This window comes from Pseudomonas sp. Leaf127, assembly GCF_001423155.1.
GTDB classification, from domain to species: Bacteria; Pseudomonadota; Gammaproteobacteria; order Pseudomonadales; family Pseudomonadaceae; genus Aquipseudomonas; species Aquipseudomonas ovata.
This window is the reverse complement of sequence record NZ_LMOA01000005.1, coordinates 56,739-80,746: the sequence shown is the minus strand read 5'-3', so window position 1 is coordinate 80,746 and position 24,008 is coordinate 56,739. Positions and strand designations below refer to the sequence as shown.

Below are 24,008 nucleotides of genomic sequence, written 5' to 3'. Positions count from 1 at the left end.
CTGAAGCCGATCAGTCAGGGCTGCAGATCAAGCATTCAGCGCCGGCCTGAATGCTTGCAAAAACTGGCTTGGCTGATTGATATCAGGCTCTTGTAGTACGACGCGCGTGATACAGGCTCACCTGCCGAAACTCGTGTGGCTCGGCCAGGTCCGGCAAGGTCAGGGCCTGCAGGCTGGCCAGCCGTTGATAGGCCGGATGCTGAAAGTCGCGCACCCGCGAGTCGGCCACCAGTGCTTCGCGGCCACGGCTCAAGAACTGATCGAGCAGTGGCAGGTTGGCGCGGTCGTACAGCACGTCCGCCACCAGGATCAGGTCGAAGCGATTGGCCTCGGCAAAAAAGTCCGCCGAATAGCCCAGTTCCACACCGTTAAGCGCGGCATTGGCGCGGCAGGCCGCCAGCGCCAGCGGATCCAGGTCGCAGGCGACCACTTCCAGAGCCCCGGCCCTGGCCGCTGCAATCGCCGCCACCCCGGAGCCCGCGCCAAAATCCAGCACCCGCTTGCCGGCTACCCATTCGCGATGTGCCGCCAGAAAGCGCGCCAGGGCCAGGCCGCTGGCCCAGCAGAAGCTCCAGTAGGGCGGCTCGTCGAGGATGCGCCGGGTTTCTTCAGGGCTGAACGCACGGTTCATGTTATCGGCATCAATCAGCCACAGGCGCAGGTCGGTGCCCGGCAACGGTGTGGCCACCAGTTGCGCGTCGCCGAGCAACGCACTCAGCGCCGCCTGCAGCGGCTTCACGGCGCCTTGACGAACTGCAACGGCCCCAACGCCTGGGTGGCCGGCTGGTCGATGCGCAGCGACGGCAGATGCAGGATCAACTGCCCCGACTGGCTGGCGCGCCCGCGCAGTTCGACGCGGGCGCCGGCCGGAAAGGCCTCGGGGTTGAAGCGTAACTGGAAGGGCAGGGACTGGCCGTTGCCCTTGAGCTGGGTGTTGGTCAGCAGTTTTTGCGGGCGGCCACGCTCGTCGATGACCAGCATGGCCAGCTCGACCTCGGCACCCGCCGGTACGCCGAGTAGTTGGCCGCTGAGCTCACGCTGGTAGGCCTGCAAGGGGCCTGGGCCTTCCGGGGTCTTTATAACCGGCACGGTTGCCGGGCGTGCCGCCGTTTGTTGTGGGGCATCGTTGCTGCTGCAGGCCGCCAGCAGGACGGCAAAACCGAGCAGCAAAATACGTGTGGGGGTCATGAAGGCTCCGGCGAAACGATAAGGGAACGGGCAACCGCTCTGGCAGGCAGTGGGATCAATAGCGGCAGTTTCATATTGCCGTGCCTGCGTGTCCATCCCTTGATGCATCTGTCGATGGCTTGTCTTGCCAGCGGGATGCGCTACCATGTCGCTCCTCTTTATCCAGTGGCTTGCCACCATGCATTGTCCGTTCTGCGCCGCCAATGACACCAAGGTCATCGATTCGCGCCTGGTTGCCGAAGGCGAGCAGGTCCGCCGCCGCCGCGAATGCCTGGCCTGCGGCGAGCGTTTCACCACCTTCGAGACCGCCGAACTGGTCCTGCCCCGCCTGATCAAGCAGGACGGCCGGCGCCAGCCCTTCGACGAAGACAAACTGCGCGCCGGCATGCAGCGGGCCCTGGAAAAGCGCCCGGTGAGCGTCGAGCGCCTGGAAGCGGCGCTGGCGCACATCAAGCACAAGCTGCGCGCGACCGGTGAGCGCGAGGTCAAGTCGCTGGTGGTCGGTGAGCTGGTCATGGCCGAGCTGCAAAAGCTCGATGAGGTCGCCTACATTCGTTTCGCCTCGGTGTACCGGCGCTTCCAGGACCTCAACGAATTTCGCGAAGAAATCGAGCGGCTGGCTCGTGAGCCGAGCAAGGAATGACCCCCGAACAGGCCGTTCTCGACGCCCATTACATGGCGCGCGCGCTGGAGCTGGCGCGCCGGGGGCTGTATTCGACTCATCCCAACCCGCGGGTCGGCTGCGTCATCGTTCGCGATGGCCAGGTGGTCGGCGAGGGCTGGCACGTGCGTGCCGGCGAGCCGCATGCCGAAGTGCATGCCCTGCGTGAAGCCGGCGAACGGGCCCGTGGCGCCACCGCTTATGTGACGCTTGAACCGTGCAGCCACCATGGCCGTACTCCACCGTGCGCCGATGCACTGGTCAATGCCGCCGTCGGCCGTGTGGTCGCGGCGATGCAGGACCCCAATCCGCAAGTGGCCGGCCGTGGCCTGCGACGGCTACAAGATGCAGGCATCGCCGTGCACAGCGGTGTGCTGGAAAACGAAGCGCGGGCGCTCAACCTGGGTTTCATCAAACGCATGGAGACCGGTCTGCCGTACGTGCGGGTCAAACTGGCGATGAGCCTGGACGGGCGTACTGCCATGGCCAGCGGCGAAAGCCAGTGGATCACCGGCCCCGACGCTCGCGCCGCCGTGCAGCGCCTGCGCGCGCAGTCGAGCGTGGTGCTGACCGGCGCCGACACGGTATTGATCGATAATGCCCGCCTGACCGTGCGTCCCGATGAACTGGGCCTGGCGCCCGACGTCACGGCCCTGGCAGTGGCCCGTCCGCCCCTGCGAGTGTTGATCGATGGCCGCCTGCGCGTGCCCCTGACCGCCAGCTTCTTTGCGGCCGGCCCGGCGCTGGTCGCGGCCTGCGCGACCGAAGCGTCCGTACCCGAGTACCGCGAGCAAGGCCATGAACTGTTGAACCTGCCGGGCAGCGGCGGGCATGTCGACCTGCAAGGCCTGCTGGTCGAGCTGGGCGCGCGCGGTGCCAACGAGGTGCTGGTCGAGGCCGGCTCGCGACTGGCCGGTGCCTTTGCCCGCCTCGGGCTGGTCGACGAGTTCCAGATCTTCATCGCCGGCAAGTTCCTCGGCTCCTCGGCCCGGCCCCTGCTCGACCTGCCGCTGGTGCAGATGAGCGAAGCGCTGGAACTGAACATCACTGACATACGCGCCGTCGGCAATGACTGGCGCGTCATCGCTCACCCGGCGCCGAGACGCAGCGTATAATTTCCGGCCTTGCCCGGACGCCCCTCGGCGTGCAGCCCGTTTTGCGGAGGACCTCCATGTTTACCGGCATCATTGAATCCATCGGCAGCATCCGTGCCCTGACCCCCAAGGGCGGTGACGTTCGCGTCTACGTCGAAACCGGCAAGCTCGACCTGGGCGACGTCAAGCTGGGCGACAGCATCGCCGTCAATGGCGTGTGCCTGACCGCCGTCGAGTTGCCCGGCGACGGCTTCTGGGCCGATGTCAGCCGTGAGACCCTGACCGTCACCGCGTTCGTCGATCTCAAGACCGGTAGCCGGGTCAACCTGGAAAAAGCCCTGACGCCAAGTTCGCGCCTGGGCGGGCACCTGGTCAGCGGCCATGTCGACGGCGTGGGCGAAATCGTCTCGCGCGAAGAAAATGCCCGCGCCATCCAGTTCCGTGTACGTGCGCCCAAAGAGCTGGCCAAGTACATTGCCCACAAGGGCTCGATTACCGTCGACGGCACCAGCCTGACGGTCAACGCCGTGCACGGCGCCGAGTTCGAACTGACCATCGTGCCGCACACGCTGACCGAAACCATCATGGCCGACTACCGCCCGGGCCGTAAGGTCAATCTGGAAGTCGACCTGCTGGCCCGCTACCTGGAACGCCTGCTGCTGGGCGACAAGGCCGCAGAGCCTGGCCATGGCGGCATCACTGAAAGCTTTCTGGCCGCCAACGGCTACCTGAAGTCCTGAATTAAGGGGGTGCCGCGTGGCGCTCAACACGATTGAAGAACTGATCGAAGACATTCGTCAGGGCAAGATGGTCATCCTCATGGATGACGAAGACCGCGAGAACGAAGGCGACCTGATCATGGCCGCCGAATGCGTCAAGGCCGAGCACATCAACTTCATGGCCCGCTACGCGCGCGGCCTGATCTGCATGCCCATGACCCGCGAGCGCTGCGAACTGCTCAAGCTGCCGCTGATGGCGCCGCGCAACGGCTCCGGCTTCGGCACCAAGTTCACGGTGTCGATCGAGGCCGCCGAGGGCGTGACCACCGGCATCTCCGCTGCCGACCGTGCCCGCACCGTACAGGCCGCTGCTGCCCGGGACGCCAAGGCCGAAGACATCGTCAGCCCTGGCCATATCTTCCCGCTGATGGCCCAGGCCGGCGGCACCCTGGCGCGTGCCGGGCACACCGAAGCGGCCTGTGACCTGGCGCGCATGGCCGGTTTCGAGCCCAGTGGGGTGATCTGCGAGGTGATGAACGACGACGGCACCATGTCGCGTCGCGCCGAGCTTGAAACCTTCGCGCTGGAACACAACATCAAGATCGGCACCATCGCCGACCTGATCCATTACCGGATGACCCACGAACGTACCGTTCAGCGGATTTCCGAGCAGCCGCTGGACAGCGAGCTGGGTCATTTCAACCTGGTCACCTACCGTGACTCGGTCGAAGGCGACGTCCACCTGGCGCTGACCCTGGGCAAGATCTGCGCCGAAGAAGCGACCCTGGTGCGGGTGCACAACATGGACCCGCTGCGTGACCTGATGCTGGTCAAACAGCCCGGCCGCTGGAGCCTGCGCGCCGCCATGACGGCGGTGGCCGAGGCCGGCAGCGGCGTGGTGTTGCTGCTCGGTCACCCGCTCGATGGCGACGTGCTGCTGGCGCACATTCGTGAAGCCACCGGCCAGCAGACGATCAAAATGCCGAGCACCTACAGCACCGTGGGCGCCGGCTCCCAGATCCTGCGTGACCTGGGCGTGCGCAAGATGCGCCTGATGAGTTCGCCAATGAAGTTCAATGCAATATCCGGTTTCGATCTGGAAGTTGTAGAATACGTCCCTTCTGAATGACAACCGCCGTGCGGACCCGGTAAAAGCTTCGGTTTTTGCAGGGTTTGCGTCGGTCATTGGCCATTTCTGACGTAACCTTTTTCAAAGTCCGCCATCTGGGCGGGCTTGCTCTTTAATACGAGACCCAGCCGAATGACCCTGAAGACCATCGAAGGTACCTTCATCGCCCCGAAAGGCCGCTACGCCTTGGTTGTGGGCCGCTTCAACAGCTTTGTCGTGGAAAGCCTGGTGAGCGGTGCCGTCGATGCGCTGGTTCGCCACGGCGTCAGCGAAAGCGACATCACCATCATCCGTGCCCCGGGTGCCTTCGAAATCCCGCTGGTGGTGCAGAAAGTTGCCCAGCGCGGTGAGTTCGCGGCCATCGTGGCCCTGGGCGCCGTTATCCGTGGCGGTACACCGCACTTCGAATACGTGGCTGGCGAATGCGTCAAGGGCCTGTCCCAGGTCTCGATGGAATTCGGCCTGCCTGTCGCCTTCGGCGTGCTGACCGTCGACACCATCGAACAGGCCATCGAGCGCTCCGGCACCAAGGCCGGCAACAAGGGCGCTGAAGCGGCCCTCTCGGCGCTGGAAATGGTCAGCCTGCTGTCGCAGTTGGAGGCCAAGTGATTTTCGACGACACCGATCAGTTCAACCCGCGCGAACCCAAGTCGCCCGATGCCGCCAAAAGCAAGAGCGCCAAGCGTCGCGAAGCCCGGCAGATGGCAACCCAGGCCCTGTACCAGTGGCAGATGGCGGGTCACTCGCTGAACGAAATCGAAGCGCAATTTCGCGTCGACAACGATTTCAGCAACGTCGACGGTGGCTATTTCCGTGAGCTGTTGCACGGCGTGGCGACCAACAAGACCGAAATCGACGCCGTGCTCAAGCCTTGCCTGGACCTGACCATCGATGAACTCGACCCGGTCGAGCTGGCCGTGCTGCGCCTGTCGACCTTCGAGCTGCTCAAGCGCATCGACGTGCCCTATCGCGTGGTGATCAACGAAGGCATCGAACTGGCCAAGGTCTACGGCTCCACCGATGGCCACAAGTTCGTCAACGGTGTGCTGGACAAGCTGGCGCCGAGCCTGCGCGCGGCTGAAGTGCAGGCTTACAAGCGCTGATCAGCGCCTGTAGCGCTATGGGTGCTTTAACGCAGCGATGACAACGCAGGTAGTTTTTAAAGGTGCCCATGGGTGAGTTCGAACTGATCCGTCATTACTTCGCCGCCGCGCCCTGTGCGCGGGCCGGCGATTCAGTGGTGCTGGGCATTGGTGATGACTGCGCGCTGCTGAGCCTGGCGCCGGGCGAGCAGCTGGCGGTGTCCACCGACACGCTGGTGGCCGGCGTGCATTTTCCGGCGGTCTGCGATCCTTTCCTGCTCGGCCAGCGCGCCTTGGGCGTATCGGCCAGCGACCTGGCCGCGATGGGCGCTCGCCCGATCGGTTTCACCCTGGCCCTGACCGTTGCCGATTTCAATGCCGACTGGCTGCAAGCCTTTGCCCAGGGCCTGAACCGCATGGCTGAAGGCTGTGACCTGCGGTTGATTGGCGGCGACACCACCCGCGGCCCCCTGAGCCTGACCCTGACCGTATTCGGTGCCGTGCCGACAGGCCTGGCCCTGACCCGCAGCGGTGCCCAAGTGGGCGATCTGTTGTGTGTGGGGGGCGCGCTGGGCGACGCCGCTGGCGCCTTGCCGCTGGTACTGGGCGAGCGTACGGCGGAGCCGGCGCTGGCCTTGCCGCTGCTGGCGCGCTACTGGTCGCCGCAGCCGCAACTGGCCCTGGGCCAGGCGCTGCGCGGCAAGGCCACGGCGGCGCTGGACATCTCCGACGGCCTGCTGGCCGACTGTGGGCATATCGCCAAGGCTTCCGGTGTGCGCCTGCTGGTCGAGCGCGAGCAGGTGCCGCTGTCGACCGCCGTGCTTGGCTTGCTGGGCGCGGATGCCGCGTACGAGGCGGCCCTCAGCGGCGGCGACGACTACGTGCTGGCCTTCACCCTGCCGGCTGAACACCTGCAGGCTTTGCAGGCCGAAGGTGGGGCGGTGCAGATCATTGGCCGGGTCGTGGCAGGCGAGGGTGTGGCCCTGATCGATGCCGATGGCCGGGACATCACCCCGGCGGTGCGCGGCTACCAACATTTTCGAGCGTCTGAGTGAATGACAACCCCGGCCCATCAACCGGGTCGCCGGGCCTGTGCAGGCCTGGTTGTCATGGCAAGGGCTGGTGTGGATCGTCGATCTGATCTAGCGTTTCGATCTTAACGTACGAATATTCGGCATAAGCGTCGCTTAGTACCTGCTGTTACAATGCGGCCCTTGCCAGTTCTCACATTTAGGAGCACACGGTGCCCGTCGTTTTTGTCGCCGCTTCCAAGCTGCCCACGCCTTTCGCGCAATTCACCATGCATGGCTTTCTTGAGTCGGCCACCGGGCGCGAGCACGTTGTCCTGAGCCTGGGCGACATCGCCGACGGTGCGCCGGTGCTGGGGCGCGTGCATTCCGAATGCCTGACCGGCGACGCCTTGTTCAGCCAGCGTTGCGACTGTGGCTCCCAACTGGAAGCGGCCCTGCGAGCCATCGCCAGCGAAGGCCGTGGCGTGCTGCTGTACCTGCGCCAGGAAGGGCGCGGCATCGGCCTGATGAACAAGATCCGCGCCTATGAACTGCAAGATGGCGGGGCCGACACGGTCGAAGCCAACGAGCGCCTGGGCTTTGCCGCCGACCAGCGCGAATACGCCATCTGCCTGCCGATGCTCCAGCACCTGGGCGTCGGGTCGCTGCGGCTGATGACCAATAACCCGCGCAAGGTCAAGGCCCTGACCGACATGGGCATCAAGGTGGCCGAGCGTGTGCCGCTGCACACTGGCCATAACCCGCACAACAAGCTGTACCTGGCCACCAAGGCCGGCAAGCTGGGGCACATGATGGGCAACGAACACCAGAGCGAGGTCGACCCGGCGTGACGCGCGGCCAGGTCTACCAGCGCCTGGAGCTGGCCTGGTGGCGGCAACTGGGCCTGACCCTGGCGCCGTTGCTGCTGGCCTGCGTGTTCTTCACCGTCTCGGAGCCCGGCATCCTGGCGCTGTTGCTCTTTATAGCCGGTGTCGGCTCGCTGTTGATCAGCTTCAAGCTGTACGGCGCCTACAAGCGGGCACTCGACCTGACCCGCGCTGCCCTCGACACCTCCGACGAACCCGCCGCCTGGCTCAGGCTCGCCGCCGTACGCCGCACCGCCTTCCTGGCCGCCAGCCTGCCGGCCTGGTTCGCCGCCGTCGGCGTGCTGTTCAGCCTGCACGCCGTGCCGGTGGTGCTGCTGGCGCTGGCCAGCCTGGGACTGTTGCTGCTGTACCGTATCCCGCCATTGGTGCCGGTGCCGCCGGTGGCTTGAAGGGTTATTCATAATTGCCCTGCCAGACCCTCTCGGTGTACTTCACCGTAGGCCGCAGGACGGTATGTAAAAAAGCCAGATACTGCTCCAGCAGATCATCATCAGGAAAGCGGACATCAAAGCCCTGCGGTACATCCGTGCAGTGATGGACGATGATGCGGTACTTGCGGTCCACCGTGACGAAGTGAAACTCGTCCCAGGGCAGGCCTGGATGATGCCTGGGCTCGGGACGTTGCCACGACATCAAGGCCCCTCCGGTGCCCACCAGAACGATGCCCTTGAACAGGTCTTCGGTGTAGTCGGGGTAATAGAGGCAGTCGTCGCTTTCTATGTGGTCAGGGTAAACCCGGTAGTTGAAGAGGGTTTTTTGAAGAATCATGGCAATAAAAGCCCATGACAGTAGCAGCATGCCGGGGATAAGCCATAGCCCCAACGCTTGGTCATCTTCATCACCGGTATAGAATGCCCAGAGGACAAAAACAATATTCAGCGCTGGTCCTGTCAGGCAAACACCAATGTTTATTGTTTTTTCTTTAGGTGATTGGTCGAGTGCTTTCAGTGACCAGTTCATTAGAGTTTTATGTTTTTCGTGCTGGGCTTTTTTGTTGGTTGACGTTTCAGATATCATTTGTGTATTTCTTTTATATGCTGTTTTTGGCTTCGCTGGTTCAGGTGGGTTTCAGTGTCGTCCTGATTTGCAATTCTTTATTCTCTAAGTTCGTGATTTGACTGCGGTCATCACAAGTTCGTGCGGTCTTGTAAGGGGGGCGATATTCTGGCGTGAGGCTGTTGGTTCATTTTTTCTATAACTCCGCATGCTCCAACTAAAATTGCCAGTGGCTTGAGGTTCTACTGGTAGCTCCCCGGCCAGACCTTCTCGGTATATGTCACGGTTGGCTTGAGCACCGTACGCAAAAAAGCCAGGTACTGTTCGAACAGGTCGTTGTCGGGAAAGCGGACTTCAAAGCCTGGCGTCACGTCAGTGCAATGGTGGACGATGATGCGGTACTTGCGGTCCACTGTGACGAAGTTGAACTCGTCCCAAGGCAGGCCTGGATGATGCCTGGGGTCGGGGCGTTGCCACGACATCAAGGCCCCGCCGGTGCCCACCAGAATGAACACCGACGATGCCCTTGAACAGGTCTTCGGTGTAGTCGGGGTAATAGAGGCAGTCGTCGCTTTCTATGTGGTCAGGGTAAACCCGGTAGTTGAAGAGGGTTTTCTGGCGGACCATGGCCAGAATTCCGAAGGAGGCTAAAAGCATACTGACGGTGATTGAAATCGGAAATCCATAGCTCTCGACGGTGCTGAGATCAGTCAGCCAGAGTATGTAGGCCAGGAAAGCGCCAGGTGCACCAAAAGAAAACAGGGCGAGAAATCTTCTGTCGCTAGGCGATTGATCGATTGCCTTGATTGACCATGTCATCAGTGTTGAGGCTTCTTTGTCGGTAATCTGTTCTGCCGTTGAGTTATTAGTGCTCATCATCTCATCCATCTGAAACTTTTGATGGTGTCGGCAATGCTGTTGCCAAGACGCTCTCCCGGCCCGCTCGGGCTGAGAGGCTGTCTTGAAAGACTTCATTGTCAATCATGAAATCAGGTAGATCTCCCACGCGCCCTCACGGGTCTCGTTCCTGACTTGCAGTTCAGTGTTCTCGGCACCATTGATTGCACGACTGCCCTTACGATTCAGCGCAATTTGATAAAGGTAACCAATGTCCTGCGGCGCGGCTTTCAGGATGTTATCGGGGTACCAGATCTGCAGCTCCAGAAAATCGGCATCCGGCTCGACGGGTATCCAGGTTTGCCAGATGACACCGTCATCCTTGTCCAGGGTTGCTCCGAAGGGGATGATGTATTCCGACGGTGGCCTTTGATTATTGATGTCTCCCCATTTTGCCGGGTTTCTATAAGTGCCTTTGTCAAGAAAACTTTCCTTGATCGGGAACGCCATTTTTTCTGCGCCCAGCAGGCCGTAAGCCCTCTTGCTGATAATCGCATCGAAGCCTATGACTTGATCACGCAAGGCATTAGGGAAACGGATTTGTACCCAGGCACCGTTCTTTTCAGCGACGGGGATGGAATCGCCTTTGCCAATGTTCATGTCGTAATAGTGCTCGGTACTCTTGACCAGCACCTCAGGGCTCAGCTCTATTTCCATGAAGGCGCGCTTTTCTTCAATCTGGCCCTCCAGTGTGTCGGGGTAGCGGTACTTAGGCGTGTGGGACCAGCAGCACTTTCTCAGCCATGAGCCGATGGTGTCCTGCTTTAAGTAATTAATGAGTACTGTCATAAAAAGATAGGCGCCGCCTATGATCATCATAGTGACGGCAAACCAAGGTCCCATCACCATCGCCGCAAAGCGGGCGTTAAAAATTGCCCTTATATATAAACCCCCACCAAAGCCCATGGCAGCTACAGAAAACATTTTCATACCAATGAATAGTTTTTCTTCTTCCGTTTGAGCCCGTTTTTGATCATCCCGAAGATCCCATAGCTCCAATCCAGCAGCTGCTATCGCAAATATCCCCGTTCCTAACAGCCTTGTTCTAAAACCGCTGACGGCTTCAGCCCACACCGGATTTCCCCGAGCTCTCCAATAAGCCGCTGAATGATCCAGTATGGATATATTCTTTCCGCCAATTACCACCGGCTTCGCGCCCCTCACCACCGACCACGGCGATTCCAGATACAACGCCGTCAACAGGTTGAGGCTCCACGCCAGGCTGTACGCCACCTTGGCCAGGTCCTTTTGCGTCAGGGTTCCATCGCGGCTCAGGTCCCGCCATATGAAGGCGGTGTTGATGAAGTTGAGGATGATCACGCCCCAGCTGATGCTGGCGCCATGAACGCCCAGGTGTTTGCTCCAGGCCTGCATGTGTTTTTGCCAGTCCTTGAGCGTGTGTTTGCCCGATTGTATGAAGGCACGAATGTCTTCCTGCAGCAGGCGGGCATATTGATTGTTCTGGTAGTCCAGCAACGCTGGCCGGCTGGCTTCATGGGCGCGCAGGCGTGCGTTCATGGTGCGCAGGGCCTGCATGCGGCTGCGCCGGACGTAGGGACGCTCCGGATAGGCCCATTGACGTTTCAGTTGCGTAAGCTGTCGCTCCAGAGAGGCCAATGTACTTTTCCATTGCTGGACCTTGTGGCCGATATTCGCGTCGATTTCGGGTTTTCCCGGCGAGTTAGTGATGACCAGGTTAATCAGGAGATTACGTATCAGCGCCACCAGGCTCTGTTGCTTGCCGGTGGCCAGGCGGCTGTCCGCCGCAGCAAACGCCATGACCAGACCTTCGGCGGCCTGCTTGCCAGCCCCGCTGACCAAGGCTCGCAGGGCCTTGAAGCCGTCCTGCACCGGTTGCTTCAGCGCTTTCATCCACGGTGCATCGGCAAAGCCGGGATGGTTGAGCACGGCGTTCAGCTCGCCCGCGCGCGTGGCCAGGTTGGTCATGTCATTGAGGCCGTTGAGCAGCTTGTTGGCCTGGGTGTGCAGGGCTTCTTTCAGGCCTGGCGAAAAACCGTAGCGCGCGGTGCCGAACAAGCTGCTGTTGGTGTCTTCCTGTTCTTGCAGCCAGTCGCTGCCATGCAGGTCCTGAGGGTAGAGGGCCAGCAGGTTTTCCAGCGTCGTCATCAGGTAGTGCAGGGAGTCGGTATTGGCGATGTCGACAAACAGCGCTTCAGGGTCATTGCCGATGTGCACGGCCCAGCGTTCGAAGTCGGCCAGCGTGTCCTTGATCTGTTGCAGCAGGCGCTGTTGGGCGGGTTGCTGTTGCCTCAGGTGGGTGCGTGCGCCTTCAAGGTTCACTTCACGGCGCCACTTGCTGCGCTGCAGCCATGACTCGATGTCTCGGGCCGGCGGGGTGACGCCATAGCGCTTGAAAAGCGCCTCACGCAGGGCCTCGCTCCTGGCGCGTGACACAAAGTGGATTTCCGGCGCGGCGGTGGCGTTTTCTTCGAGGATGCGTTCTTCAAGCTCGTATTGCTCCAGATACGCTTCCAGCTCCAGCAGGTACGTGTGCGTCCTCACCGGATCGCCGCGTACCGCGTCCGGCAGGCCGGTGTCTGGCTGGTCGGGCATGCCGCACAGATGGGTCACAAGGGTCGCCATCTGTGAGCGATGCTCATGCGTGCCCTGCCAGTCCTGATAAGCCACCTGATCGGCTGCCAGTTGCAGGCCCAGGTCATTGAGAACGGCCAGCGGGTCATCCAGGGCGATCAGCAGGGCGCTGTCCTTGTCCGGCACGCTGCCCAGCCAGCAGACATCAGCCCCCAGCGGGACCCAAGCGGCCTTGCCCGACGACGGATTGAAAGGCGGTTGGGTGCTGGGAATGGCTGAGTCATAGAAGCGCAGGTCTTCATTGACCTGGTAATAATCGATGTCGGCCACGGCTTCGGCGATGTTGCGCAGTGGCAAGGTGCCGGGCTCGTTCATGGTGACGCAGTAGCTCGCCAGGTCCAGGCGTTTCATGCGTGCCGCCCGGCTGCCATCGTGGGAGCGCAGGTGTTCGCAGGTCCGCCAGGTCCATTGCAGGGGCGAATAGGCAATGTGCAGGACGTGCTTGCGCGGGTAGAGCAGGTAGAGCTGCGCCTCGTCAGTGTCGCTGCCCACGCGGGTGTCCTGACCCAACTGGGCCTCGCGCCAGACAATACGTCGCAGGCCGGCATCGGTGGCCGAGTAGGTGTATTCGTGCAATGTCCCGGCGGTTTCGTCGAATACATAGACATAACCGTCGTAGAGCTGGCGCAACGTATAGCGGCGGCTTTTCAGCGCCGGCAGGCGCGGCCAGTTGCCTGACTTGAGCAGCGGCTTGAAGACCGTGGGGTAGGGGTCGTAGCGCGAGCGGTCCAGGGCATAGCGCACCGGGACGATGGCGATGTGCGGACCCTTGAACGGGCACAGGCTGGTGCCAGTGGCGGGAGTCTTGTCGAAGAGAGTGGCGCGGTGCTGCCGAGGGGTTCCGAGCTTATCGGCCATGGGGCGGTCTCCTTGTGATGATGTCTGCCACGACAGCCCGGGAGGCAGACGCCATCGCCAGACACTGAGTCTGGACATAACAAGAACCGTGCCCTTGTTTAATTTTCTCTTTAAATCAAATGGTTAAGTATTCAATACAAAGTGATTGATCGTTTCTTGATCGATTTTAAAGATGAAAGCGCGCAACACCTTGCCAGGCCTGTGCAAGCCGTTGCGCATTCGTCTGCAGGCTTCATGATGCGCGGGGCAGGGGAAGGTGCCCACACCGTTATCCACCGCCCGGTGAGCAATGGTTTGCGCGCCTGGACGAAAAAGCCCCGGCTCTTGCGAGTCGGGGCTTTGGTGCATCAAGCGTACCGGTAAGGGCTTGCTTCAGGCCTTGCAGATCAGCGCCAGGCGCTCACGGATGGCCGTTTCGATACCGGCGGCGTCCAGTCCGCACTCGGCCAGCATCTGCGCCGGCTTGGCGTGTTCGACATAGGCATCCGGCAGGCCCAGGTGCAGGACCGACTTGAGGATATTGGCCCGGGCCAGGCATTCGCTGACGGCCGAGCCGGCGCCGCCCATGATCGCGTTTTCCTCAAGCGTGACCAGCAGCTCATGACCGGCGGCGGCTTCGTGCACCAGGGCTTCGTCCAGCGGCTTGACGAAGCGCATGTCGATGACCGTGGCATCGAGTTTTTCTGCCACCTGCAGGGCTTCGGTCAGTTGCACGCCGAAGGCCAGGATAGCAACGCCCTGGCCCCGACGACGGACCACACCCTTGCCGATCTCTACCGGCTCGAGGCTGGCTTCTATCGGGGTATTCGGGCCGGTGCCACGCGGGTAGCGCACGGCGGCGGGACCGGTGTGCAGGTAGCCGGTGCTGAGCAGCTTGCGCAGTTCGTTTTCGTCGCTGGGCGTCATGATCAGCATGCCGGGGATGCAGCGCAGGTACGACAGGTCGAAGCTGCCGGCGTGGGTCGGACCGTCTTCGCCGACCAGGCCGGCGCGGTCGATGGCGAACAACACGTCGAGGTTCTGCACCGCCACGTCATGCACCAGTTGGTCATAGCCGCGTTGCAGGAAGGTCGAGTAGATCGCCACCACCGGCTTGCTGCCTTCACAGGCCATGCCGGCGGCCAGGGTCACCGCATGTTGCTCGGCGATGGCCACGTCGAAGTAGCGCGACGGGAAGCGCTCGCTGAACGCCACCAGGTCCGAGCCTTCTTTCATCGCCGGAGTGATGCCGACCAGGCGTGGGTCGTGCTCTGCCATGTCGCAGATCCACTGGCCGAACACGCCGGAATACTTGGGGCCAGAGGCCTTTTTGGGCGCTACGGCGGGGGCGTCGAGCGGGTCGAGCTTGGTGATCGCATGGTAGCCGATGGGGTCGACTTCGGCCGGGGCAAAGCCCTTGCCCTTCTTGGTCACCACGTGCAGGAACTGCGGACCCTTGAGGTCACGCATGTTGCGCAGGGTGGCGATCAGGGTCGGCAGGTCGTGGCCGTCGATCGGGCCGATGTAGTTCCAGCCCAGTTCCTCGAACAGCGTGCCGGGCACCAGCATGCCCTTGGCATACTCTTCGGTGCGCCGGGCAATTTCCCAGGCACCGGGCAGGCGCGACAGCACTTTCTTGCTGCCTTCGCGCATGCTGGTGTAGGTGCGGCTGGACAGGATCTTGGCCAGGTAGTTGGACAGGCCACCGACATTGCGCGAGATCGACATGTCGTTGTCGTTGAGAATCACCAGCATGTCGGCGTTGACTTCCGGCGCGTGGTTCAGCGCCTCGAATGCCATGCCGGCGGTCAGCGCGCCGTCACCGATGACAGCGATGGACTTGCGCTCGACGCCCTGCTGGCGGGCGGCCAGCGCCATGCCCAGCGCGGCGCTGATCGAGGTGCTGGAGTGGCCGACGCCAAAGGTGTCGTACTCGCTCTCGCTGCGCCGCGGGAAGGCGGCAATGCCGTCCTTCTGGCGCAGGGTCGACATGCGCAGGCGGCGCCCGGTCAGGATCTTGTGCGGATAGGCCTGATGGCCGACGTCCCAGACCAGGCGGTCGTCAGGGGTGTCGAATACATAATGCAGGGCGATGGTCAGCTCGATGACGCCAAGGCCTGCGCCAAAGTGGCCGCCGGTCTGGCCTACGCTGTAAAGCAGTTCAAGGCGCAGTTCATCGGCCAGGGTTTCCAGCTCGGCTTCACCCAGGCGGCGCAGTGCGTCCGGTGTATCGACTCGATCGAGCAACGACGTGACGGGGCGCTCGCGGGGAATGTCTTTGAACGTCTTGGGCATCAGGCGGATCGTTATAGTAGAGGACGCGGCAGTTTACCCTATGCGTTGCAGGCTGCCCATGAAGTGCGTCGAGGTGGATGATCAGGGCTGAAACGTTGGACGTGGCAAATCTGTATTGATTCGCCACAGCGCGACGTGCGGTGCGATTCAGTTGCGCCGCTCGACGATATAGCGCGCCAGCAGCCGCAAGGGCTCGGCGGCGGTATCGAAGGGCTGCAGCGCTTCAAGCGCCTGGTCGCGCAGTTGCAAGGCATACGCCTTGGCCGCGTCCAGGCCCAGCAATGCCGGGTAAGTCGGCTTGTCACGGGCGATGTCGGCGCCCTGGCGTTTGCCCAGCGTCGCTGTATCACTTTCGACGTCGAGAATATCGTCCTGCACCTGAAATGCCAGGCCGACGGCGCGGGCGTAGACCTGCAAGGCATCGAGGCGCGCGGCATCGCCATGACCGCTGGCCAGGGCGCCGAGGCGCACGCTGGCTTCGATCAGCGCGCCGGTCTTGTGCCGGTGCATGTTTTCCAGCGCCGCCTGATCCAGCTTCAGGCCCACCGAGCCCAGGTCGATGGCCTGGCCACCGACCATGCCGGCGGGCCCTGCGGCCTGCGCCAGGGTCTGGACCATCTGCAGGCGGGTTTCGGCATCACGGGTGTTCAGGCGTGAGTCAGTAAGTGCGGTAAATGCCAGGCTCTGCAGGCCGTCACCGGCCAGGATCGCGCAGGCTTCATCGAAGGCCTTGTGGGTGGTGGGCTGGCCACGGCGCAGATCGTCGTCATCCATGGCCGGCAGGTCGTCATGCACCAGCGAGTAGGCATGGATCAACTCCACCGCGCAGGCCGCGCCATTGGCGTCCTCGGCCACGCCGCCCAGGGCCTCGCACGCGGCATAGGCCAGCAACGGGCGAACCCGCTTGCCGCCGTTCATCACGCTGTAGCGCATGGCGGCGTACACACGGTCGAGTTCAGCAGCCGGGGCCTGGAACAGCGGCTCAAGGGCCGTGTCGACGCGTTTCTGGCACAACGCCTGATAGGTCGCAATCATTCGGCTTGATCCGCATCGAAAGGCACTTCGGCCAGTTCACCGTCGCGCTCGAGCAGCACCTGGACCTTTTGCTCGGCCTGGGCCAGGGCACTCTGGCAGTCGCGGGTCAGGCGCACGCCCTGTTCGAAGGCGGTCAGCGAGTCTTCCAGTGACAGTTCACCGTTTTCCAGGCGCTCTACCAGTGTTTGCAGATCGGCGAGGGACTGTTCGAAATCCAGTGCAGCTTTCTTGCGGGCCATGAGGGCGGTTCCGGTAGAGATTTAACCGGGCGACACTAGCAGAGCCGCGCCATCGGGGCAAATGGCGACTGGCTGCTTTGAATGTTGCCCAGAGGGCGGCTCAGCGAAAGATTTACGCGGCCCTTGGGCCGTGGTGATGTTCCGCACGTGCCAAGGCCTGCGCTGGCAGGTCGGGTTGCACCTGTGGTTTGATCCGCAAGCCATTTCAAGAGATCGAGTGCATGACCCTGTTACCCGTGTCGGGCCTGTCAGTGCTGTTGCTCATGGGCGCCCAGGCTGCATGGGCTTTCGACCCTGAGCTGCACCGTGCCTATACCCGGCAGGCTGTTGCCGCCTGGGCCGGTTGCGCCAGCCTGCTACCTGAGGTCGGCGCAGCATTGGCCGCCGGCACCGATGCCGAGGATACCGGTGTGCTGACGGCCTGGCAGCGGCTTACCCATTGGCACTTCTACAACCGTGACGGCAAGCTGCTGCCGTTCTGGTTCATCGACCGTAACATTGACCGGATCTTCGCCCTTCGTGTCGAAGCACTGGAGCAGTTGCTCCAGCAGAAGCGGCCGCCGATTACCGAGGTGTATGAGCAGGCCGGCCGGGTTCTGCACTATATCCAGGACATGAGCGTGCCGGCCCATGTGGTGCCGGTCTTTCATGTCGCTGGCAGCGCGGACCCTTTCGACAGCTTCAAGCGCCGCGAAAGCCTGCCGGCCTTCAGCCTGAGCCTGGATGAATGTCAGCAATTAAAAGCAGAAACGGCAACGGCCCCGGCCTATTTGCACACACTGCTCAATGAGGCTGCCGAGTCGACCTTGCGGGCGATCGGCCAAAGACCGTCCGGCCCTGAAATGGCTGAAAACGCATGGCAGCGCTACTGGGCCTGGCCTGCGCGCGACCCTGACGAAGCGGCCAAGGGCTGGGGCGAGTACGGGACTTGTACCTTCGCCCTCGGCCCGGTCAACCCGGGGTGTAAAAGCGAAGCCGAGCTGCAGGCATTCTTCGAGCAGCAATACCGGCAAACGCTGTGGAACTCGGTGCGTGTCCTGGCCTACCTGTCCAGGCGCGTCGAGCCGTAGGGTCCGGCCCAGGCCGTACTACAGCGCTGCAAACCCCGCCTGCAGGTCAGCCAGCAAGTCTTCAGGATCTTCCAGGCCGATCTGCAAGCGCAGCACTTGCCGCGCGCGGCCTTCGGCAAACACGCCCACTTCGCTCACCAGGCTCTCGTAGCCGCCCCATGAGTAACCAATGCCGAACAACTGCAAGGCACTGACGAAGCGGTCAGTGGTGCCCGGTGCAGCGCTTTTGAATTCAAAGCTGAGCAAGCCGTTGCAGCCATGAAAGTCACGTTTCCAGAGGTCATGACCCGGATGTTCAGGCAGCGCCGGGTGCATGACGCGCGCCACCTGTGGCTGGGCCTGCAACCACTGAGCGATGCGCAGGGCGTGCTGCTCATGCAGGGCCAGACGTGCGGCCAGGCTGCGAGCGCCGCGTAGCACCAGGTAGGCATCGTCGGGGCTGACGGTACTGCCGGTGGCAATCTGCATCGTTTTCAAGGTGCCGAAATGCGCCTCGGTGGTGCTGATGCTGCCCATCATCACGTCCGAGTGCCCGGCCACGTATTTGGTCAGGGCCATCAGCGAAATGTCGGCGCCCAATGCCAGCGGCTTGCACAGCACACCCGAGCCCCAGGAGTTGTCTACCGCCAGCAACAGGTCGCGGGCCTTGCACAGCGCGGCCAGGGCCGGCAGGTCGGTCATGGCGAAAGTCTGTGAACCGGGCACTTCGGCGTAGATCATCCGGGTGTTGGGCTTGATCAGCGCTTCGATATCACTGCCGTTGGCGGCGTAATAATCGAACTCGATACCGAATGCCGTCAGCAGCGTACGCGCCAGGCGTCGCACCGGGGCGTATACCGCGTCGGTGATCAGCACATGCTGACCGGGGCGCAGAAAGGCCTGGAACACCTGGGCCACCGCATTCAAACCTGTGGGGTACAGGCAGGTGCCGTGGGCGCCTTCGAGTGTGTTGATCAGGTCTTCCAGGGCAAAGGCGGTGGGGTTGCCGTTGGCGGCGTAGGTCAGCGAGCGCTCGCTGTGCGCCCGCTGCGCTTCGGCCTCGCGCAGGCTGGCGAGGCTGTCGAACAAGACGGTGCTCATGCGCACCACCGGCGGGTTGACCGGTAATCCCGGACCGCTGTCGGCGCTGCGCCCGCGTTGGGTGAGCGCGGTGGCAGCGCGGGGATCGTTGGAAGGGGGCATGGCGGGCTCCGCAGCAGAGGAATGTGCCGCCATGTTATCCCGTGGTGAACACTGTCAGAAATCGTAACTCACGCTGGTGTAGTAAAACGCGCCCTGAGCCCCTTCCGGTGAGGTGATGCTGTACTTGGGCACGCCATACAACTGCGTCCCTTCAAGCTTGTCCGGGTGGCTGTCGAACAGGTTGATCGCGCCCACGGTGAGCTTCACGCCCTTGGCGAAGGTGTACGACACGTCCAGGTCGGTGACCCATTGCGCGCTGAAGGTCTGGTCCAGTGCCGGGTTGGTCGCGTTGCGGTTTTTCCACTCGCCGTAACGACGCTGCGCCACGTTCACGCCCCAGTTGCCGTAGTTCCAGTTGGCGCCGAGGGTAAACTTGTTTTCCGGTGTGCCTTCTTCGATCAAGCCTTGCGTGTTGCGACCCACGATCTGTGACCCCCCGATGCTGCCGACATCGTGTAGCGCGGTGATTTTGGTGTCGTTCTGGCTGAAGCCGGCGCTCAGGTTGAGGCTGCCGAATTCGTTGAGGTTCAGGCGGTAGTTACCGGTCAGCTCGATACCGTTGGTGCGGGTGTCGGCCACGTTGGTGTAGAACGCCGCGCTCTGGATATTGCTGTACTGGGTGCCGGCGAAAATCGGCGCGACCACGGCGCTGGTCAACTGATCCGACAGGGTGATGCGGTTGTCGATTTCGATGCGATAGGCATCCAGCGTGACCGAGGCGTTTTCCAGCGGTCGCCAGACCAGGCCCAGCGAGAAACTGGTCGATTCTTCAGGCTTGAGTGCCGCACCGCCCAACAGGCGCGCTTCGGCACTGTCGGCGCGCAGCAGACGTTGCTGCACTTCGACCCAGTTGCCGCTGCCGGCCGGTTGTTCGACGGCCTGCACGCTGAACGACGACAGGCCGCTTTGCACCAGCGACGGCGCGCGATAGCCGGTGCTGGCAGTGGCGCGTGCGGCGATCTGTGGCGTGAAGTCATAGCGCAGCGACAGCTTGCCGTTGGTGGTGTCGCCAAAGTCCGAATAGTGCTCGGAGCGCACGGCAACACCGGCCTGGAATTTCTCGGTGACTTGCGCTTCGACATCGACATAGCCGCCGAAGACCTTGCGGTCCAGCGAAGCGGCGTCGACCTGGGTGATGCCCGAGTAGTAGCCAGGAATGCGCCGCCCGGTGATCGGGTCGACACTGTTGAACAGCGGCCCGTTGGCCCAGCCCTCGGCCTGTCCGGCGGTCAGTTCGTAGTTCTCTTTGCGCCACGCCAGGCCTGCCGACACGGTCAGCGGCTTGTAGAACAACGTGTTGTCGAAATCGCGCACCCAGTCCAGGGTCACGTTGGTCTGGTCGAACTCACGCTGGCCGGTGTAGATTTTCGACGGGCTGGCCGCGCCGTAGCTGGCGTTGATCGCGTTGCGGTCGGTCGACTCCAGGGTGTCGTTGCCGTAGTTGACCGCCAGGTCGAACTTGCCCAGTTGCTCGTTCTCGTACCGCAGGCCACCGGTGGCGGCGTAGTCTTCGAGGTTGTAGCGCGTAACCGGAATACGCCCGTCCGGGAAGCGTGCCAGGGCCACGCTGCCGTAGTTGGCGCTGAGGGTGGTGGGCGGATCGTAGAAGCTTTCGGCGTCGGTGTTTTTGTGCCCGTAGCTGGCAAAACCGTAGGCGGTCAGCGAATCGGTCAGGCTGATTTCGCTGTTGGCAATAAAGTTGTACTGGTCCGAGACATTGCCTGAGCCCCAGCGCCAGTGGCGATAGCCGTTGTTCTGCTCGCGGTCGGTGTTGATGTTCGGGGAGCCTGCGTAAAAGATCCGGTTGTCGTCGCGGGTGTCGTTGGCCGGGTCCTGGCTGCCGGCATCGAAGCTCAGGGTCAGGAAGCCGTCGTTGGGCAGGGCGAAGCCTTTCCAGCCGCTGAGTTTGCGTTGCAGGCCGTCGCCCTTGCTGTAGCCGCCGAAGCGGTAGCCGATGTTGCCGCCGTCGTCACGCTCCTTGAGCACGATGTTGATCACTCCGGCAATGGCATCGGAGCCGTACTGCGCCGCCGCCCCGTCGCGCAGGATTTCGACCCGCTCGATGGCACTCAGCGGAATCAGGCTCAGGTCCACGGCCGCCGCTCCGCGGGCGTTGACCACGCCCTGGCGGGTGACGTTGGCGCTGCTGTGACGGCGCTTGCCATTGATCAATACCAGCACCTGGTCAGAGGCCAGGCCGCGCAGCGAAGCACCTTGGGCAATGGAGCCGGCAAACGCACCTTGTGGTGATTGCGGGAAACTGAACGATGGCGACAGCGCCGTCAGTGCGGTTTGCAGGTCGCTGGCGCCGGTGGTTTGCAGTTGCGCGCCAGACAGCACATCGACCGGGGCTGCGCTTTCCAGTGCAGTGATGTCGCTGCGGCGGGTGCCGACCACGACCACGGTGTCCAGTTGGCCGCCCTTGTCGCTGGCCGCGGGTGCCTGGGTTTGTGCAGCCAGCGCCGGCAAGGCGAGGCCGCTGGCGATCAGTGCAATGGCACCGGCCAGAGGGTTGAGACGCACGTTCATGATGACCCCTGTTGAAAAGGAAAACGGTGTGCCCGGGTTGTCCCTTCTCGACACCTTTCTGACACCGGCGCGTACGAGCGGCCGGCGCATGGTGATGGTTAGAAGCGTTGTGTGGCGCTGATGCCCACAGTGCGAGGATCGCCATAGACAATCACGTTCTGCCCGACGCCGCCGTTGGGCCGGCCGTGCACCTGGTATTCACGGTTGGTCAGGTTGTTGGCGAAACCAGTGACGCTGAGTTTTTCGTCGGGGCTGAACCAGGTCAGGCGCGCATTGGCCAGCGTGTAGTGCGGCTGGCTGAGATCCTTGTCGGCACTGCTCTGGCGGTCTGCCAGAAAGTATTCCTTGTCACGAAAGCTGATATCGCCACCCACCACCAGCTTGCCGCCGACCTGCAGGGGAATGGTGTAGTCGCCGCCCAGCGATACCACGTACTTGGGCGAGCGCACAAAGCTGTTGCCGCTGTAGTCGCCAGTCACCGCACCGGTGCTCGGGTTAACGTTCTTGAAGTCGGTGTATTCGGTGTCCAGGTACGACAGCGCCGCCCGCAGGTGCAGGTACTCGGTCGGCTGGCCTTCCAGTTCCAACTCCGCGCCCTTGACTGTGCCCTTGGCGCCATTGGTCAATGCGGTGGTGAGAATGCCGTTGTTGACCGTCAGCAGGTTCACCTGGATGTCGGAATAGTCGTAGTAGAAAACGTTGGCGTTGGCGATCAAGCGGCCCTGGAACCACTCCGATTTCAATCCCAGTTCGTAGGCGTCCAGTTCTTCGGGATCGACGGTGCTCAACTGCGCGAGGCTGGTGGACAGGCCGGTGTTGAAACCGCCGGAGCGAAAGCCGTGAGCATAACGGGCGAACACCCGGACGTTGTCGTTGATGCGGTACTCGGGCGTCAGATCATAGGTCCATGCGTCCCAGGTCTTGTCGCGTTCGCTGCTGCCGTTGCTGCCGGCTGCCCCGAGCGGCATCAGTGGGCCGCTGGCGCTGGCGCGGGTCAGTTGCGTCAGGTTCAGGTCGATGTCTTTCTTTTCCTGGGTATAGCGCAGGCCGCCGGTAAGGGTGAAATTGTCGGTCAGGTCGAAGGCTACGTTGCCGAACAGCGCGTAGCTGTCGGTGCTGTGATCGAAGTTCAGGTCGCGAAACACCGTAGCACCGGTCTGGTTGGAGCCGGTGCCATTGGGCAGGGGACCGGGGGCGATGCTGCGGGTGCCGCTGCTGTCCAGGTCTTCGTGGAAATAATGTGCACCGGCCAGCCAGCGCAGTTGCTCCTGTTGCGGCGAAGCCAGGCGCAGTTCCTGGGAGTACTGGCGGTACTCGTTGTCGCTGCGCGAGGTGCCATTGACTTCATAAGGGGTGTAGTCGCCATCGCTGACCGACTTGCTGCGAATGTTGTCGTAGGCGCTGATCGAGGTCAGGGTGTAGTCGCCCAAGTGCCAGTTGAGGGTCAGCGAGGTGCCATCGTGATCCAGGCGTGAGCTTTCCTTGACGTTGAGCTCGATGCGTCGGCCTTCGGGGCGCTGGTAGCCGACGTTGTAATAAGTGCCCACTGGCAGCGAGCCATTGCTGCCGTCGCCCTTGTATTGGCGGCTGTGGATTTTCCACAGGACGTCCAGGTCCTCGTTCAATTGCGCCAGGAACTGCACGCGGGCAGCCTTTTTGTTGACGTCGCCGTAGGTCTGGTCGGTGGTCAGGTTCTTGCTGAAACCGTCGCGCTCCTCGGAATACAACGACACGCGGGCGGCGAGTTTCTCATCGACCAGCGCGCCGCCCAGGGCACCGCTGAGGATGCGCTCGTTCTTGCTGCCAAAGCCCAGGGTGCCGTAGCCGTTGGTGTCGAAGCCGGGCTTTTTGGAAATGATGTTCACAGCGCCCGCGGTGGTGTTTTTGCCGTACAGCGTGCCTTGCGGGCCACGCAGGATCTCGATGCGTTCCAGGTCGAACAGCGGGCCGCCACCGGCAATGGGCGCGTTCAGGTAGACGTCATCGGCATAGATGCCCACCGGGTATACGGTGGCCGGACCGGTGTCGCCGGTGCCCAGGCCTCGGATATACCAGCGTGGGCGCCCGTCGCCGTCGGGGTTCTTGGCCGCCGCATTGGGCACGAAGGTGGTGATATCGCCCATCGAGCGCACGCCGTCGGCGGTGATGCTCGATCCATTGACCACTGACACCGCTGCCGGAATCTCCTGGACGGTCTCTTCGCGGCGTTGTGCGGTGACCGTGACGGTCTTGAGGGCCGGCGCTTCGTTGGCATTCGTGCCGACGGGCTCTGCGGCCCAGGCAGCACCGGTACCGGCGCCGCTCAAGGCCAGGGTCAGCCAGATACCCTGGGTGATCGGATTGATCTTCAACATGATGAAATCCCCGTAGACGCAAGAAAGACTCGCCGTGATGGCGGCTGCGCATTCTTCCAGGAGTGGGATGCGCTTTATGTTCTACAGGGAGATAGCAGGGTTTATGCCAGTTGTGAAAAAAGCGTAATTCGATGTTTTAAATTTTTAAGTTATTGATATTTATAGATTTTTTATTTCGTGAATCACGCCGG

21 protein-coding genes are annotated in these 24,008 nt (G+C 62.4%); 10 read left to right on the top strand and 11 right to left on the bottom strand.

Features of this window, described 5'->3' with window-relative positions; translation table 11 throughout:
- Nucleotides 1-82: 82 nt before the first annotated feature.
- A complete protein-coding gene (locus ASF84_RS05850; protein WP_056836210.1) occupies nt 83-739 on the bottom strand; it encodes a class I SAM-dependent methyltransferase in 657 nt (218 codons plus the stop codon).
- Nucleotides 736-1,188, bottom strand: coding sequence for a YbaY family lipoprotein (locus ASF84_RS05845; RefSeq protein ID WP_056836209.1), 453 nt, complete (start codon nt 1,186-1,188; stop codon nt 736-738). The genes ASF84_RS05850 and ASF84_RS05845 overlap by 4 nt, the downstream gene beginning before the upstream one ends.
- Before the next feature lie 178 nt (nt 1,189-1,366).
- On the opposite strand from ASF84_RS05845, the gene nrdR reads away from it, so the two are divergent.
- From nrdR to ASF84_RS05800, 9 genes are all read left to right on the top strand, one after another.
- The gene (gene nrdR, locus ASF84_RS05840; protein WP_056836321.1) at nt 1,367-1,831 is read left to right on the top strand and encodes a transcriptional regulator NrdR; all 465 of its coding nucleotides are present in this window, start codon (nt 1,367-1,369) and stop codon (nt 1,829-1,831) included.
- Nucleotides 1,828-2,964: a bifunctional diaminohydroxyphosphoribosylaminopyrimidine deaminase/5-amino-6-(5-phosphoribosylamino)uracil reductase RibD gene (gene ribD / locus ASF84_RS05835; protein WP_056836207.1), complete on the top strand. Its 1,137-nt coding sequence runs from the start codon at nt 1,828-1,830 to the stop codon at nt 2,962-2,964. The genes nrdR and ribD overlap by 4 nt, the downstream gene beginning before the upstream one ends.
- A 56-nt stretch (nt 2,965-3,020) precedes the next feature.
- Nucleotides 3,021-3,683 (top strand): riboflavin synthase, encoded by a 663-nt coding sequence (locus ASF84_RS05830; protein WP_056836205.1) that lies wholly within the window; start codon nt 3,021-3,023, stop codon nt 3,681-3,683.
- 16 nt (nt 3,684-3,699) lie between these two features.
- Complete coding sequence (gene ribBA, locus ASF84_RS05825) at nt 3,700-4,791, top strand: bifunctional 3,4-dihydroxy-2-butanone-4-phosphate synthase/GTP cyclohydrolase II (RefSeq protein WP_056836203.1); 1,092 nt, start codon at nt 3,700-3,702, stop codon at nt 4,789-4,791.
- A gap of 132 nt (nt 4,792-4,923) precedes the next feature.
- Nucleotides 4,924-5,400 (top strand): 6,7-dimethyl-8-ribityllumazine synthase, encoded by a 477-nt coding sequence (gene ribH, locus ASF84_RS05820; protein ID WP_056836201.1) that lies wholly within the window; start codon nt 4,924-4,926, stop codon nt 5,398-5,400.
- Nucleotides 5,397-5,894, top strand: a complete 498-nt coding sequence (nusB, locus tag ASF84_RS05815; RefSeq protein ID WP_056836199.1) for a transcription antitermination factor NusB — start codon at nt 5,397-5,399, stop codon at nt 5,892-5,894. Before ribH ends, nusB begins: the two co-directional genes overlap by 4 nt.
- A gap of 68 nt (nt 5,895-5,962) precedes the next feature.
- Nucleotides 5,963-6,928: a thiamine-phosphate kinase gene (thiL, locus tag ASF84_RS05810; RefSeq protein ID WP_056836197.1), complete on the top strand. Its 966-nt coding sequence runs from the start codon at nt 5,963-5,965 to the stop codon at nt 6,926-6,928.
- 188 nt (nt 6,929-7,116) lie between these two features.
- The gene (ribA, locus tag ASF84_RS05805; protein WP_056836195.1) at nt 7,117-7,734 is read left to right on the top strand and encodes a GTP cyclohydrolase II; all 618 of its coding nucleotides are present in this window, start codon (nt 7,117-7,119) and stop codon (nt 7,732-7,734) included.
- On the top strand, nt 7,731-8,159 hold the full coding sequence (locus ASF84_RS05800; RefSeq protein WP_056836193.1) for a hypothetical protein: 429 nt from the start codon (nt 7,731-7,733) through the stop codon (nt 8,157-8,159). Before ribA ends, ASF84_RS05800 begins: the two co-directional genes overlap by 4 nt.
- Nucleotides 8,160-8,163: 4 nt before the next feature.
- Here the strand turns inward: ASF84_RS05800 and ASF84_RS05795 are convergent, their stop codons facing one another.
- The 6 genes from ASF84_RS05795 to ASF84_RS05770 all read right to left on the bottom strand — a co-directional run bounded on the left by ASF84_RS05795 (nt 8,164) and on the right by ASF84_RS05770 (nt 16,682).
- Entirely contained in the window at nt 8,164-8,787 is a 624-nt protein-coding gene (locus tag ASF84_RS05795) for a hypothetical protein (RefSeq protein WP_056836191.1), read from the bottom strand.
- A 221-nt stretch (nt 8,788-9,008) separates the two neighbouring features.
- Nucleotides 9,009-9,281 (bottom strand): hypothetical protein, encoded by a 273-nt coding sequence (locus tag ASF84_RS05790; RefSeq protein ID WP_056836189.1) that lies wholly within the window; start codon nt 9,279-9,281, stop codon nt 9,009-9,011.
- A 466-nt stretch (nt 9,282-9,747) separates the two neighbouring features.
- Entirely contained in the window at nt 9,748-13,134 is a 3,387-nt protein-coding gene (locus ASF84_RS05785) for a T6SS effector BTH_I2691 family protein (protein WP_056836185.1), read from the bottom strand.
- 372 nt (nt 13,135-13,506) lie between these two features.
- Nucleotides 13,507-15,408, bottom strand: coding sequence for a 1-deoxy-D-xylulose-5-phosphate synthase (dxs, locus tag ASF84_RS05780; RefSeq protein ID WP_056836183.1), 1,902 nt, complete (start codon nt 15,406-15,408; stop codon nt 13,507-13,509).
- 147 nt (nt 15,409-15,555) lie between these two features.
- A complete protein-coding gene (locus ASF84_RS05775; protein WP_056836182.1) occupies nt 15,556-16,443 on the bottom strand; it encodes a polyprenyl synthetase family protein in 888 nt (295 codons plus the stop codon).
- Nucleotides 16,440-16,682 (bottom strand): exodeoxyribonuclease VII small subunit, encoded by a 243-nt coding sequence (locus ASF84_RS05770; protein ID WP_056836180.1) that lies wholly within the window; start codon nt 16,680-16,682, stop codon nt 16,440-16,442. Before ASF84_RS05770 ends, ASF84_RS05775 begins: the two co-directional genes overlap by 4 nt.
- Before the next feature lie 221 nt (nt 16,683-16,903).
- Here ASF84_RS05770 and ASF84_RS05765 point away from each other — a divergent pair, with 221 nt between their 5' ends.
- A complete protein-coding gene (locus ASF84_RS05765) occupies nt 16,904-17,752 on the top strand; it encodes a hypothetical protein (RefSeq protein ID WP_056836178.1) in 849 nt (282 codons plus the stop codon).
- 18 nt (nt 17,753-17,770) lie between these two features.
- Here ASF84_RS05765 and metC read toward each other — a convergent pair whose 3' ends face one another.
- The 3 genes from metC to ASF84_RS05750 all read right to left on the bottom strand — a co-directional run bounded on the left by metC (nt 17,771) and on the right by ASF84_RS05750 (nt 23,817).
- Nucleotides 17,771-18,934: a cystathionine beta-lyase gene (metC, locus tag ASF84_RS05760; RefSeq protein ID WP_056836176.1), complete on the bottom strand. Its 1,164-nt coding sequence runs from the start codon at nt 18,932-18,934 to the stop codon at nt 17,771-17,773.
- Between the two features lie 54 nt (nt 18,935-18,988).
- Nucleotides 18,989-21,463 (bottom strand): TonB-dependent receptor plug domain-containing protein, encoded by a 2,475-nt coding sequence (locus ASF84_RS05755; RefSeq protein ID WP_056836173.1) that lies wholly within the window; start codon nt 21,461-21,463, stop codon nt 18,989-18,991.
- 98 nt (nt 21,464-21,561) lie between these two features.
- On the bottom strand, nt 21,562-23,817 hold the full coding sequence (locus ASF84_RS05750) for a TonB-dependent receptor (protein ID WP_056836171.1): 2,256 nt from the start codon (nt 23,815-23,817) through the stop codon (nt 21,562-21,564).
- Nucleotides 23,818-24,008 lie beyond the last annotated feature (191 nt).

Coding starts and splice junctions, on each gene's coding strand:
- ASF84_RS05765 (WP_056836178.1), top strand. CDS start 16,904: ATGACCCTGTTACCCGTGTCGGGCCTGTCAGTGCTGTTGCTCATGGGC.
- ASF84_RS05785 (WP_056836185.1), bottom strand. CDS start 13,134: ATGGCCGATAAGCTCGGAACCCCTCGGCAGCACCGCGCCACTCTCTTC.
- metC (WP_056836176.1), bottom strand. CDS start 18,934: ATGCCCCCTTCCAACGATCCCCGCGCTGCCACCGCGCTCACCCAACGC.
- thiL (WP_056836197.1), top strand. CDS start 5,963: ATGGGTGAGTTCGAACTGATCCGTCATTACTTCGCCGCCGCGCCCTGT.
- ASF84_RS05755 (WP_056836173.1), bottom strand. CDS start 21,463: ATGAACGTGCGTCTCAACCCTCTGGCCGGTGCCATTGCACTGATCGCC.
- nrdR (WP_056836321.1), top strand. CDS start 1,367: ATGCATTGTCCGTTCTGCGCCGCCAATGACACCAAGGTCATCGATTCG.
- dxs (WP_056836183.1), bottom strand. CDS start 15,408: ATGCCCAAGACGTTCAAAGACATTCCCCGCGAGCGCCCCGTCACGTCG.
- ASF84_RS05750 (WP_056836171.1), bottom strand. CDS start 23,817: ATGTTGAAGATCAATCCGATCACCCAGGGTATCTGGCTGACCCTGGCC.
- ribD (WP_056836207.1), top strand. CDS start 1,828: ATGACCCCCGAACAGGCCGTTCTCGACGCCCATTACATGGCGCGCGCG.
- ASF84_RS05845 (WP_056836209.1), bottom strand. CDS start 1,188: ATGACCCCCACACGTATTTTGCTGCTCGGTTTTGCCGTCCTGCTGGCG.
- ASF84_RS05795 (WP_056836191.1), bottom strand. CDS start 8,787: ATGATATCTGAAACGTCAACCAACAAAAAAGCCCAGCACGAAAAACAT.
- ribH (WP_056836201.1), top strand. CDS start 4,924: ATGACCCTGAAGACCATCGAAGGTACCTTCATCGCCCCGAAAGGCCGC.
- ASF84_RS05830 (WP_056836205.1), top strand. CDS start 3,021: ATGTTTACCGGCATCATTGAATCCATCGGCAGCATCCGTGCCCTGACC.
- ASF84_RS05770 (WP_056836180.1), bottom strand. CDS start 16,682: ATGGCCCGCAAGAAAGCTGCACTGGATTTCGAACAGTCCCTCGCCGAT.
- ASF84_RS05775 (WP_056836182.1), bottom strand. CDS start 16,443: ATGATTGCGACCTATCAGGCGTTGTGCCAGAAACGCGTCGACACGGCC.